At 52.1% G+C, this 13,522-nt stretch carries 11 protein-coding genes; 1 reads left to right on the top strand and 10 read right to left on the bottom strand.

Going from position 1 to position 13,522, the window contains the following annotated elements; translation table 11 throughout:
* Position 1: 1 nt before the first annotated feature.
* Both rph and ACQKPA_RS18000 read right to left on the bottom strand, forming a co-directional pair.
* Positions 2–760, bottom strand: a complete 759-nt coding sequence (gene rph / locus ACQKPA_RS18005; protein ID WP_076323095.1) for a ribonuclease PH — start codon at positions 758–760, stop codon at positions 2–4.
* A gap of 112 nt (positions 761–872) precedes the next feature.
* Complete coding sequence (locus ACQKPA_RS18000; RefSeq protein ID WP_326095228.1) at positions 873–1,931, bottom strand: GerMN domain-containing protein; 1,059 nt, start codon at positions 1,929–1,931, stop codon at positions 873–875.
* A 166-nt stretch (positions 1,932–2,097) separates the two neighbouring features.
* Between ACQKPA_RS18000 and ACQKPA_RS17995 the strand changes: the two genes are divergently transcribed.
* Positions 2,098–2,661, top strand: a complete 564-nt coding sequence (locus tag ACQKPA_RS17995) for a phosphatidylglycerophosphatase A family protein (RefSeq protein WP_427493928.1) — start codon at positions 2,098–2,100, stop codon at positions 2,659–2,661.
* Positions 2,662–3,022: 361 nt separating this feature from the next.
* Here the strand turns inward: ACQKPA_RS17995 and ACQKPA_RS17990 are convergent, their stop codons facing one another.
* The 8 genes from ACQKPA_RS17990 to ACQKPA_RS17955 all read right to left on the bottom strand — a co-directional run bounded on the left by ACQKPA_RS17990 (position 3,023) and on the right by ACQKPA_RS17955 (position 13,341).
* The gene (locus ACQKPA_RS17990) at positions 3,023–5,467 is read right to left on the bottom strand and encodes a glycogen/starch/alpha-glucan phosphorylase (protein ID WP_427493927.1); all 2,445 of its coding nucleotides are present in this window, start codon (positions 5,465–5,467) and stop codon (positions 3,023–3,025) included.
* Positions 5,468–5,505: 38 nt separating this feature from the next.
* On the bottom strand, positions 5,506–6,609 hold the full coding sequence (gene glgD, locus ACQKPA_RS17985) for a glucose-1-phosphate adenylyltransferase subunit GlgD (RefSeq protein ID WP_427493926.1): 1,104 nt from the start codon (positions 6,607–6,609) through the stop codon (positions 5,506–5,508).
* A 14-nt stretch (positions 6,610–6,623) separates the two neighbouring features.
* On the bottom strand, positions 6,624–7,808 hold the full coding sequence (locus ACQKPA_RS17980; protein WP_427493925.1) for a glucose-1-phosphate adenylyltransferase: 1,185 nt from the start codon (positions 7,806–7,808) through the stop codon (positions 6,624–6,626).
* A 425-nt stretch (positions 7,809–8,233) separates the two neighbouring features.
* The gene (locus ACQKPA_RS17975) at positions 8,234–9,256 is read right to left on the bottom strand and encodes an MBL fold metallo-hydrolase (protein ID WP_427494005.1); all 1,023 of its coding nucleotides are present in this window, start codon (positions 9,254–9,256) and stop codon (positions 8,234–8,236) included.
* Positions 9,257–9,379: 123 nt separating this feature from the next.
* Positions 9,380–9,562, bottom strand: coding sequence for a hypothetical protein (locus ACQKPA_RS17970; RefSeq protein ID WP_427493924.1), 183 nt, complete (start codon positions 9,560–9,562; stop codon positions 9,380–9,382).
* Positions 9,563–9,894: 332 nt separating this feature from the next.
* A complete protein-coding gene (locus ACQKPA_RS17965) occupies positions 9,895–11,619 on the bottom strand; it encodes a proline--tRNA ligase (RefSeq protein WP_427493923.1) in 1,725 nt (574 codons plus the stop codon).
* A 368-nt stretch (positions 11,620–11,987) separates the two neighbouring features.
* A complete protein-coding gene (locus tag ACQKPA_RS17960) occupies positions 11,988–12,293 on the bottom strand; it encodes an ArsR/SmtB family transcription factor (protein WP_427493922.1) in 306 nt (101 codons plus the stop codon).
* A complete protein-coding gene (locus tag ACQKPA_RS17955; RefSeq protein WP_427494004.1) occupies positions 12,274–13,341 on the bottom strand; it encodes a flavin-containing monooxygenase in 1,068 nt (355 codons plus the stop codon). The genes ACQKPA_RS17960 and ACQKPA_RS17955 overlap by 20 nt, the downstream gene beginning before the upstream one ends.
* Between the last annotated feature and the right edge of the window lie 181 nt (positions 13,342–13,522).

The raw sequence follows: 13,522 nt of genomic DNA, 5'->3' as shown, positions 1-13,522 counted from the left end.
ACTATACTCCAGTACCCGCATTCACGGAACCGATTTTAGCTGCGATTGGGCCAAGTGCCTCCTGCTGACGCTCGATGAGCTCGCGGATTCCCTGTTCACCAAGCTCCAGGATCTGATCCAGCTCTTCACGAGAAAACGGGCTCTCTTCGCCAGTTCCCTGAACCTCAACGAATTTGCCGCTTCCGGTCATGACCAGATTCATGTCTACCTTCGCTTTGGAATCTTCTTCATAGTTCAGATCCAGCAGCGCCTGTCCCCCTGCTATGCCCACGCTAATGGAGGCCAGATAGTCCGTAATCGGAAATACCGCCAGTTTATGTTGTTCTGCAATTTTATTTACCGCTATGGCTAAAGCTACAAATGCTCCTGTAATGGAGGTGGTCCGCGTTCCGCCATCCGCCTGGATTACATCGCAGTCCAGCGTAATTGTCCGCTCGCCAAGAGCATGCAGATTCACAACAGACCTAAGCGCTCTGCCGATCAGCCGCTGAATTTCCATCGTCCGGCCACTGAGTTTACCGCGATTGGCTTCCCGTTGGTTACGGGATTGTGTTGCGCGCGGCAGCATGGAGTACTCAGCCGTCACCCAGCCCTTTCCTTGTCCTTTCAGAAACGGGGGAACCTTCTCATCCACGGTCGCCGTAATCAGCACCTTGGTGTCTCCCATCTCGATGTACACGGAGCCTTCCGCATATTTATTCACATGGGTCGATAAATTCATCGGTCGAAGCTCATCGCTCTTACGTCCGTTAGATCTCATGTTTTCTGCCTCCTACTTCTTATCGCAATCCTGATTAGCATCCCCTATTCTACCAAAGTGCAGGCACAAAAGCACCTTTTCCGGCGCATATTTCAAAGATAGCGGTGAAGCGTCAAATCGAAATTTCGTTAATGAACTCCGGTCGGCTGACAGCCTCGCTATAATTGCGGCTATCCGTTCCGACCACCTCAGAGAGATCGTTCATCCGAATTTTAACCTTCGCATCATCCGAATTCTCGGCTACGGTTAGCACGACGGCCTGCAGCAGCTCGGTTGGAACCTGCTCTCCCTGCTCAAACATGCTGTCCTGAAGCGATACAGTAACAGCGCCGTCCTCTCCTTTTTCGACCGATGCAACGGTGGTATCGTCCGGGATGACCTCAACAAGCCCATCACCGTACTGCGGTCCCCGGATCAGTTCGTTCAAGGCAGCCTTAACCGCATCCTGTCCGGTTGGAACAAGTCTTGTAACAGGTACATAATACTGAATGCCTTCAGGCGTCACTGAAGAGAAATAGACGGTGACCGGCGAAGAGGAAGTGTACAATGCGTCATCCGCCTTTTGAAGGTTGATCCCCATTGCTCGTGAAAGCGGACGATCCAGCGGCGTGTGATTGACCGGCATTTCCGTCAGTTTGACTCCATCCACCCATACCTGCATCGACTCGATGCCTTCATGTCCCGTCAGCGTCCACGTCAACGCCTCCAAGATTCTTCGTTCATCTGCCGCTTGATACTCCGTAAACGATTTATTGAATTCAACGACGGCCAATTTGCTCTCCGGATCGACCGTCACATTATGGATCTGCGTACCGGCAGGCAATACCGCCTGGAAGCCCTGTGGAACATAGCCGGCATAGCGGCCTCCGTTTACCAGCACTTCAAGAGATTCTTTCACGGCGCTTGCTCCCTCTACCTTCGGAATACCTAAGGTCACAGGTGCCAGCATTCCCCTCGCATCCGAAAGATAAACCGTTGTCTGCGTGCCAATGTCTCCTTGTGCCGCTGTGGATCCGGCCGTGTTCAGCATCTGCTTTTCCACTTGCGCAGGCGGCGGGTCAATCGCCTCCGATTGCTTCCCGGAAAACACGCCGCAGCCGGACAACACGATCGGAACAGCAAGCAGCCCGGCGGCGGAAAGCCTGCGAAGATTACGTTTACTACGTTTCATGTATTGTTCCTCCCTAACATTTTTTTGTACAGGTTGTACTCCTATGTATACGAGCCCTTTCCAAAAAAATAACTCTCAGTTTTGCCCTTTCTGGACAAAGGGGGGTGAAAAAAGTACAATCGTCGTAAGCATCTTCATCAACCACGAAAATGAGGTGAGTTCCATCATGGCAGAAAACGATTTAAACATTCCATACAGTCTGAACAGCAAAAAGGTAGCAGAGGCGACACGGAACCTGCTGCATCAGCGTGGAATCAAGTTGGAGGAAATCGCAGAGCTGGTGATGATCCTTCAGAATAAATACTATCCGAATTTGACCATGGAAGAGTGCATGGAGAACGTGGATGCCGTACTCAGCAAACGCGAGGTACAAAACGCGGTATTAACCGGGATTCAACTAGATATTTTGGCGGAGGAAGGCAATCTCATATCCCCGCTTCAAGAAATGCTGGCCAATGACGAAGGGTTATACGGCGTGGATGAAGTCCTGGCATTTTCCATCGTTAACGTCTATGGAAGCATCGGCTTCACCAATTACGGATATATCGACAAGCTCAAGCCCGGCATTCTTGAGCAATTGAATGATAAATCAAGCGGTCGTGTACATACCTTCCTCGACGATATCGTCGGCGCGGTTGCCGCGGCCGCCAGCAGCCGGATCGCCCATCGCAAGCAAGCGGAGCGTGAGATCGAGTTGTACGGCACGACCGAAGAGCTTCCAAAAGAATAAAACGCTCATAAAAAGAAGATTCGCTCAACATGCGAATCTTCTTTTTTTCTGCCTACCAGAAGGAAGCAGCTACCGGACCTATACAAGCCGAAAAGTGGGTGATTTCAAAGAATTATAGACGATAGCAGATAGAAAGGCATTCATCTTTAACGGGCCGGAATGATGAGTTTCTTCTATAATAAGAAGGCTCCTCTCACCTATGAAAAAACGGGCTGTCCAATCACGTAAATCGGTAAATCTATCTAGTCATTTTTGAAAAGACCATCATATGATATGATGAAGAACATTCCAATAGAGCACCTATGGAAACCCCGCCAAGCCTATGGCGGGGTTCTTTTTTTTAGTACGTGATAGAGATAGATTACCGGTTTGCACCAACCTTAACGGGAGAAACATTCCAGATGTCGGATGCATAACGGTGAATCGTGTTATCGCTGGAGAAATGTCCGGAGTGGGCCATATGCATAATTGATTTCTCGGTCCAGGCACCGGTATTCAAATAAGCACGATCGATCTCCGACTGGGTTGCCACATAACTGGCAAAGTCCGCTAATACAAAAAACTCATCGTTATGATCAAGCAGGGACTGGAGAATCTGACCAAACTCCAACTCGTGACAGCAGAAAGGTCCTGAAGATATTAACTGATTCAACACACGGGCGATTCTGGGATCCTGCTCATACCGCTCCCTGGACACGTAAGCTCCGGTCCTGTAATACTCGAGCACTTCCTCCAGCTTCAAACCAAACAGGAACATATTCTCATGGCCAAGCAGCTCGAACATCTCCACGTTAGCCCCATCCAGCGTGCCGATGGTCAACGCGCCGTTCAACATGAACTTCATGTTTCCCGTGCCGGATGCCTCCTTGCCAGCCGTGGAAATCTGCTCGCTCACATCGGCTGCGGGAATAATCTTCTCCGCCAGAGACACCGAATAGTTTTCCAGGAACAGCACCTGGAGTTTGTCATTAACCTGCGGATCCTTATTCACGACTTCGGCAACAACATTAATGAGTTTGATGATGCTTTTGGCCAGATAATAACCCGGCGCTGCCTTCGCCCCAAAAATGACGGTACGGGGAACGCGATCCGCGCTTGGCTGATCCTTAATCTCGTTATACGCGTGCATCACCCGTAATATATTCAGCAATTGCCGTTTATAGCCGTGCAGCCGCTTCACGTGGACATCGAATATGGAATCGGGATTAATCACGATCCCTTGCTTATTCGCGATGTAATCGGCAAGCCGTTCTTTATTGTTCCGTTTGATCCGCTGAATCCCCTGCTGAAAGGCGGAATCGGTCTTCAGTCCTGTGAGCTGAATTAATTGATGCGGATCCGTGATCCATGAGGTGCCGATACCATCGCATATCAATTGACTCAGGCCGGGGTTACTGTGCATCAACCAGCGCCGGTGGGTAATCCCGTTGGTTTTGTTGCTGAATCGCTCCGGATACAGCTCATAATGCGGTTTCATGACCTGTGTCTTAAGCAGCTCCGTGTGCAGCGCCGCCACGCCGTTTACATGATAGCTGCCCACAATTGCCAGATTGGCCATGCGGATCTGGTCGCTTTCAATGATGGCAAGCTGCGATATGCGCTCATGATCGCCAGGATAGCGTTCGAGCAGCATGCCGCAGAAGCGCTTGTTGATCTCTTCGATCATCATGTAAATGCGCGGCAGCAGCTCACGAACCATGCCGGCCGGCCATTTTTCCAGTGCTTCGCTAAGCAGCGTGTGGTTCGTGTAGGAAACGGTCCGGTTCGTGATGTCCCAGGCTTCCTCCCAACCGAAGCCCTTATCGTCGATAAGAATCCGTATCAGCTCCGGAATCACCAAGGTCGGATGTGTATCATTGATATGAATGGCCACATGCTCGGGCAGCTCATGATAGGACCGTCCCAGCTTGTCGAACGTCCTGAGAATGCTCTGAACGCCCGCGGAACAGAGGAAGTACTGCTGCTTCAGCCGGAGAAGCTTGCCTTCGTAAGCCGAATCATCCGGGTACAAAAATTCCGATATCGATTCGACCGAACGGTTATATTCTAAAAATTTATAATAGCTGTTCTGATGATTGGCCGAACGGATTCTAGATATATCCGAAGCGGACTCGGCGCTCCACAGCCGCAGCGTGTTCACCTGCCCTTCACCGTACCCGATCACCGGAACGTCGTAGGGTACCGCCAGGACCCGCTCATAATCCATCGTGCGAAACACGGTTCGCCCCTCCTGCACATCCACCTCCACGCGGCCCCAGAAGCGCACTTCCACCGCCTTGTCAGCCCGCCGTTCTTCCCATACGTTGCCCCGCTGAAGCCAGTTGTCCGGCAGCTCGACTTGATGGCCGTCAATAATCTTCTGTTCAAACAATCCGTACTTATACCGGATTCCACATCCATGGCCTGCATAGCTAAGCGATGCCAACGAATCGAGAAAACATGCCGCAAGGCGTCCGAGTCCCCCGTTGCCGAGGCCCGCATCCGGTTCCTGCTCCTCAATCTCTTCCAAATTCCATCCCAGGTCCAGGAGGCCGCTGCGGACCATATCCAGCACACCCAGGTTCAGCAGATTGTTCCCCATCAGCCGGCCGATCAAAAATTCGAGCGAGAAATAATACACCTGCTTCTGCCCTGTATCCCGGTAAGTCCGGTTGGCAGCAGCCCATTCCCGTCCGACATATTCCCGGATCATGCCCCCGAGTATTTTGTACACATCCTCTGCTGTTGCTTCCTCAAGTCCCTTTCCCAAACGACTCACCAATTGTTCCGTAAAGACCTGCTTGAATGTTTCCTTGTTGTTAAACAAAAGAAAGTTCCTCCTGACGGATACCTTTTATTTTGTGATCAAATCGAGATGTCCTTGGCAATGACAAAAGGTTTGCGAAAATCGCCTTGAAGTTTATGATCCCGCGAGATGATCACATCTTTATCGAGTATGACGTTCTCGAGCCTCACATTTTCGCCAATAACGCATTTTTGCATAATGATCGAGTTATGAATGCTTGCACCTCTTTTTACCTGTACCCCGCGGAACAGAATGCTGTTCTTCACTTCCCCGTCGATCTGACAGCCGTTGGCCACCAGTGCGTTGCTCACATCGGCCGAATTCAAATATTTAGCGGGAACCTCATATTTGATCTTGGTGTGGACCGCCTGCTTGCGGAACAAGCTGTTGTACGTCTTAGGATTCAGCAGGTTCATGCTGGTACGGTAATAGCTCTCAAGCGAATTGATCACCGCATGGTAGCCGAGGTATTCATATCCCGCAATGTTCAGCTTGTGCCGGTTACGCATGATCGCGTCCCGGAAGAAATGGTTGCCCCCATGGGCGATGCAGTGATCGGCCATCTCCAGAAATCGCGCTTTCTCCATCACGAACATCTCCATGTATACCCCATCATGCTTGTGATCGTAATGAATATCCTTGACCATGCCGTCCTCATCTACGTCCAGGCGAGCGCAGGAACGGTGCTCTTCCCGTGGTGCATTCACTTTTGTATAAACAAGCGTCACGTCGGCACCCTGCTCCAAATGGTATTCGTATACCTCATTCAAATCGACGTTGCTTATATGCTGGCTGCCGGAATGCACGATAAACTTCGCGGCTCCCCGCTCAAAAAAATCAAGATTGTTATAAATATGCCGCAGCTCGCCGGCGGACACATCGGCTTCATCGTTCCAATCCGGTGGATGTATGAACAGGCCGCCCCGCTTGCGGTGCATATCCCAAGGCCTGCCTTCGCCCAGATGATCCATCAGGGACCGGTATTTCCTGCGAACGAACAGCGCGATATCCTCAATGCCCGCATGCATCATGTTGGACATCACGAAGTCGATCAGGCGGTACCTCCCCGCAAATGGCACAGCGGCCCCGCACCGGTAATACGTCAATTCACTCAGCACATCCCGTTCATGCTCCAAATTAATGATACCCATGAGTTCTCTCATCAGCGAATCCCGTCCTAACCTTGATTATTATGGGACGAAGACGACGACTGAAGCAGCCTCTGGACGTCTTCATCTTGACCGCTTACCAGCACAATCCGGGATGGATCTTCCTCAGGCGGACTGATGACGGCATGATCTTGAATGACCATGTCCTCAGTGACGATCGCCCGGTGTATGCGCACATGGCTGCCGATACGGACCTTGGGCATGATGACGGAATCGGTAATGACACTGCCTTCCCCTACCTCCACGCCATAAAAGAGTATCGAATGCTCTACCTCGCCGCACACGGTGCAGCCCTCGTTAATCATGCTGTTCCGAACGACGCCGGTCGGAGAAACATACTCTGCCGGCTGATTCGGGTTCCGGGTGTAAATGCGCCACAGCGGATCGTTTAAATCCAGCTTGGGCTGCTCGGAGAGCAGATCCATATTTGCTTCCCATAGGCTCTCGATGGTGCCGACGTCCTTCCAGTACCCATCAAAAGGATAAGCGTACAGCGTTTTGCCGTCCGCCAGCATGCTCGGCAGTATGTCTTTGCCAAAGTCATGGCTCGTATCCGGAAGCTCCGCATTCCCCAGTAAATAGGATCGCAGCAGCTTCCAGCGAAACAGATAAACGCCCATGGATGCCGTCGTGCTCTTCGGGTGCGCAGGCTTCTCCTCGAACTCGATAATCCGGTAGCTCTCATCCGTATTCACCATGCCGAACCGCTTCGCTTCGTCCAGGCTCACCTCGATGACGGAAATGGTGCAATCGGCATCCTTCTCCTTGTGATAAGTCAGCATGCGGTCGTAATCCATTTTATAGATGTGATCTCCTGACAAAATCAAAACGTGCTCGGGATCGTACTGATCAATAAACTTAAGATTCCGATAAATCGCATCCGCCGTCCCGCGGTACCAGGTCGTTCCGTCCTCGCGTTCATGGGGCGGAAGCACGAATACGCCCCCATTCAACCGGTCCATGTCCCAATCGCTTCCTACGCCAATGTAAGAATGCAGGACCAGAGGTTCATACTGAGTTAGCACTCCAACCGTGTCGATTCCCGAATGGGAGCAGTTGCTCAGCGGAAAATCAATGATCCGGTATGTACCCCCAAAATAAACAGCCGGCTTGGCGAGCGTCTTCGTGAGGCCCTTCAGCCGTTTGCCTTGACCTCCTGCGAGCAGCATAGCGACCACATCTTTTTTCTTCATGACAGATTCTCCTTTAAGGGGCTTTATGAGATACGAATCCTATAACATGAAAATTGCGGAACCAAGGGAACGCTTCGATACGAATATGGTGGAGTGGATCATGGTGATGAGTGATTAAGAAAAAAGCCTTGAGGGAATGCCTTACTTAAACAGCAAGGTACATCAACTATATGCGGGGTAGTGAGAAACTCTGACTCTAATGAGGGAAGGCCCCTCTCATCTTAGGTCTTACCGGCCTCTCTTCTATAAAAAGCCGTGGCGCCACTTGCCAAGCATCCTGATCGCGGCGGCTGTACGGGGGCCGCATCTGATCAAGAGATGCTCCACAATGTAGCCCTCTGAATCTATTAAACAAAAAACCGCCTATTCTACGCATGATGGAAGTCAACGTACAAGCAGACGGTTTTATTCATGTCTTGATTATATCAGGAATGCGGCGGTTTCCGTACAGAAAAATAGCACAATCCATCCTCGTTTTCGATTATCTCGGCTTCCCCGCGGCGGGCCAGCTCGGCGAGATGGGCCAGCGCTTCGCACATGGCGAAGCGCAGCTGGTGGATGCCGAGCTTCTCGCCGAAGAGGGCGGTGCAGACCTCGAAGGCGGTTAGGCGACCGGCAGCGCTCAGCATGCCGTCGATGGTAGTCAGGCGCTCCTCGTGATGGAGGAGGAGCGCGTCGATCCGTTCACGGAAATGCGTGAACGGGTGGCGGTGTCCGGGGTACGCCGTCCGGACATGCAGCTCCCGCAGGCGGCGCAGCCCTGCGAGGAATAGTGCCAGCGGCTCGGCGTCGCTGCCGGGCAGCAGGCTCACGTTGGGCGAGATTTGCGGCAGCACGGCATCGCCGCATAGCAGGACGCCGCTGTCTGCATGGAAGAACGACAGATGCCCCGGAGCATGGCCGGCCGTTTGCACCGGCACCCATATCCGGTTGCCCATCCGGAACGGCAGGTCCTCGCTGATAAACGAGATCTCCGGATGCGGCGTGACTTGGGGGAAGAAGCCGTTCAGATGCTCCGGCAGCAGGGCAAGCTTGGTTTCCGGCATGCCATGCTGGCGGAAGAACGCCGGGAGCGCGCAATCCATCGAGGAATCCGCTCCCCACATCAGCATCGCTTCCCGATGCGCCCGCTCTGACATCCACACCTTGGCGCCCGAACGCTCCTGAAACCATCCGGCAAGCCCATAGTGGTCCGGATGATGATGGGTCAGCACGATGGAGACGATATCGCTGAAATCCATCTCCAGCTGCTCCATTGCCGCCAGCCATTCCCGCTCCGAGGAACTCGTTCGCGGCCCCGGATCGATGACGGTCATACCGTCATCCCCCCGCAGCACATAGCTGTTCACCCATCTTAAGGGGTTGGACAATGTAATCTTCACCTGACTGAGCTGATGTTCTTCTATATGATGAATGTCCGGGCTTGGTCCCTTCTCTTCCTGATTCATCGTAGTTGCAACCTCCATCTGCATTATGACTTCAAATCCGACTCTTTCATCATAAGCTTGTAATCGGGATATGTATAGAAGGGGGCGCAGCATGTTGGTTAGCGGATTGAAGCGAGCAAGTTACTATGTTTCACTAGAGGACGCTGCGCATACGTATCGTTCCTCCAATCGCTGTTGCCCTCGGATTTTCCTTACTGTATTTATCCATTGTAAAAATCCGAGGGCAAAGGCGAACGCTGCCGCTTTTCCGGAATCGATTCGTCCGCTCCACTGCTTCGAGCTCACCCATAATAAAGCGTTAACCATCAAGTCGACTCCTCTTAGCCTATTAGCAGAGGACCATCTTTCATATAGGAAAAGCATCCCCGAAAAGTCATACGACCTTGGGGATGCCTTCTCCATTGACAAAATTGTAGGTCAAGGTCCTCTTGGGGACTTAATAGCTAGCTGAGTACGCTCTATTTTAATCCTGCAAGTCTTTCTTAGGGACTTCCAAGATGTTTGCACTCTCTGTTCGATCCATAAAGTCATTCTTGGGAAATTGCACGATCTGGGAACTCCATGATATTCCAAGTTAATTCCTTCTACTCATCTCCAGCTTAATGAATACTCGGCTCATACTGAAAGGCTCCATAATATCACTTCAGCTGACGGGCTGCCTCCTCACGTGAACGTTGGACCGCTTCCTCGGCAGGCATGCTAATCTTGATTCCATCTACGCCCATCCATTCGACCTCCCCCGAAACCGCACCGCGCCCAACGATGATGCGAAGCGGAGCGCCGGTCAGGTCGGCATCCTTGAACTTGACGCCGGCCCGTTCGTCCCGGTCATCCAACAGCGGCTCCAGACCAGCCTTGTTCAGCTCGCTGTAGATATGTTCAGCCAGTTTCATCTGAGTCTCATCCTTAACCGCAACCGGGATAATGTGCACCTTGAACGGAGCCACAGACATCGGCCAGACCAACCGCTCATCCGAGATGCACTGCTCGGCGATGGCGGACATGACGCGGGAGACGCCAATACCGTAGCAGCCCATGATCAGCGGTTTCTCCCGTCCGTCGGAATCCAGGTACATGGCGTTCATAGCCTCACTGTACTTCGTACCCAGCTTGAACACATGTCCAAGCTCAATTCCGCGATGAAACAGAAGCGGATCACCGCAGCGCGGACAAGGTTCACCTTCCGTTACATTCCGGAAATCGCCGGTGTGTTCCAGCGAAAAATCATGTCCTGGGCGGACTCCCTTCAGATGGGTATCTTCCTGGTTGGCACCGGTGATCCCCTCTGCCATAGCTGCTACTTCGGAATCGACCAATACCTTTAAGGCTAAGCCTACCGGTCCCGCAAACCCGACTGGGGCTCCTGTCGCCTGCATCACCTCTTCGGCACTCGCTAATTCCACTAGTTCTGCTTCTAAGTAAGACTTCACCTTTGCCTCGTTTGCTTCGCGGTCTCCCCGGACAAGCACCGCAACCCATTCTCCGTCCACGTGGTAAATCAGCGTCTTGATCAATTGCTCCGGGCCGACTTGCAGGAAGTTAGTCAATTCCTGAATGCTTTTCACATTAGGAGTAATCACTTGTTCTATAACTGAGCTGCCGTCGGTCTTTACGGATTCTCTTCCTGCAGACACAGCTGAAGCCGCAGACTCCGCTCGCTCTAGATTTGCAGCATAACTGCAATCGCTGCAGGAAACAACGGTATCCTCGCCTATATCCGCCAGTGCCATAAACTCATGGGTTTCCCCTTGCCCGCCAATGGCACCCGCATCGGCTTCCACCGCCCGGAACGTTAGCCCGCAGCGCCTAAAAATTCGTTCATACGCTTCATACATGTTCCGGTAGGACACATCCAGGCCCTCCCAGTTCCGGTCAAAGGAATAGGCATCCTTCATCAGGAATTCACGACCCCGCAGCAGACCAAAACGCGGACGCCGCTCATCCCGGTATTTGTTCTGAATTTGGTACAGGTTGACTGGCAGCTTCCTGTATGAAGAAATTTCTTGGCGAACGATGGACGTAATCACTTCTTCATGAGTTGGTCCAAGCACGAACTCCCGGTTATGGCGGTCATGCAGCCTGATGAGTTCCGAACCGTAAACATCGTACCTGCCCGATTCCTTCCACAGCTCGGCGGGCTGAACAGCGGGCATGAGCATCTCCTGTCCGCCGGAGGCATCCATTTCCTGCCGAATAATAGCTTCGATCTTTTGCAAGACCCGCCGTCCCAGCGGCAGATACGAATAGATTCCTGCTGCCGTTTGACGGATATAGCCGCCGCGGAGCATCCATTGGTGGCTCAGTGCCTCCGCCTCGGAAGGCACATCACGCATCGTTGTCATCAATAATTGGCTTTGCCGCATCTTCCTCATACTCCTTCTTATTCCATGAATGAACCTGCCCTAACGCAAAAAGAGCACATTCGCTCCTAGGGACGAATGTGCTCGTGGTACCACCCTGATTCCATCTTGCCGGACGCAAAAGATGCTCCATTGAAGATGCTTCATAAGGCGGTAACGGGCCGAACCGGCGCCGCTTGTTCACAGCGGGCAACTACAAGGTAGGAAGGACACTGCCTAGCGGGTGGAAGCCTTTCAGCCAAGGGCTTCTTTTCTGTCTCGCCGAATCTTGCATCCTCATGTCCTTGATGATCGTTATTCACGGGAAATTCATTTTCCAATACATTACAGCCGGACGGTCGGAATGTCAAGCATGAACGGGTCAGGCGATTCTAATGAGCGATATGGTCCAGTACCTGCCGTAAGATCCCGATGACATGCTCATCTTCATACGTATAAAAATATGTATTTCCGTCCCTCCGGTATTTGACCAGTCTTAAACTTCGCAGATAGCCAAGCTGGTGGGATACCGCCGACTGACTCATGCCAAGCACCTCGGCAATATGGCCGACGGGACATTCTTCTTGCGAGAGCAAATGAAGAATCCGGATCCGCGTCGGATCCGAAATGGCCTTCAGCAGTCGTGACGCTTCCATGGCCTCGTCTTCGTGCAGCAGCTCATGGTGCTCTTTTTCCATAAACTAATCCCCTCTTCTCCATAATGGCTTCAACGATTTCGCGGGCATCCCGTGAAACTCCTGCCAAGAGTGCGGAGCCCCGGTGCGTCTGCCAAGGCAAACCTACATAATAGAGCCCCTTTACCGGACTGATACCGCGTGTATGAATAACAGCCTTCTCATGATCCAGCGCTTGATCCACATGAAGCCAATCATAGCTGGGAACAAAGCCGGTCGCCCAGATGATATTCCGGACCTTAAGCTCCGTTCCATCCTCGAATCGCATTCCGGATGCGCCGGCATCAACGGCTCTCTTTTTCAACACCACTTTACCGCACTTGACCGCTTGTTTCAATTCATATCCAAAAATCGGGTCTCCGCGGCGCTTCAGCTTACGTCCCACCCAGGAGGAACCGCCGGCTGATAAAATGCCGAGTTTGTCCAACCACCAGAACATGCTCTTTCCCCCAATGGTCATGGGTAAATACCGCGGCTGCTGTCCGAGGGCCAAATACGTTTCCCGTCCACCCGCCAGTTCGACCGCAATCTGCGCCCCGCTGTTCCCGCCGCCAACGATAAGAACTCCACCCTCTTGAAGCTGGGAAGGTTGCCTGTAATCGGATGAGTGCAACTGGAGAATTTCCTTTGGAACCGATGCTGCAAACGTCGGAATTCGAGGCTTTCGAAACGGCCCGGTAGCGATGATCAGCGCCTTTGCATGATATTCTCCCTGATGGGTATCTAGTATAAAACGGTCTTCTTCCTTCCGGACACACTTCACATCCGTCTCAAACTGAATGGGCAGCCTAAACCGCGCTGCATACGATTTCAGATAGGAAGCCATCTCATCTTTATCCGGGAACCCGTCGGGATCCCCCTCTAACCTCATTCCATGCAAGGCACTATGAGTCCTCGGCGTAAACAACTTCAAGGAATCATATCTCGTCTTCCATGCATCACCTGCCTCCATCCCCCGATCCAACAACAGAAACTTCATTCCTGCCTGCTGCAGCGAATAGCCGGCTGCCAATCCTGCCTGCCCCGCGCCGATAACGACTACATCCCACATCATCTAGGTATCACTCCAATAACATGAATACTTGCTCATATATACATATAACATATATCTTGTTTCCCCTTCAAGCATAAAATGGTGACTGCATCGTCAAACGCCGCATGAAACTCGAATAAATATCTGATGAATCCAGTTGACAACATACACATTCAGTCATACTATAGGCATAAAGTTG

The sequence above is a fragment of the Paenibacillus sp. NPDC093718 genome (assembly GCF_050279985.1).
In the GTDB taxonomy this organism is placed as follows: domain Bacteria; phylum Bacillota; class Bacilli; order Paenibacillales; family Paenibacillaceae; genus Paenibacillus_AQ.
This window is presented reverse-complemented; position numbering and strand designations above follow the sequence as displayed.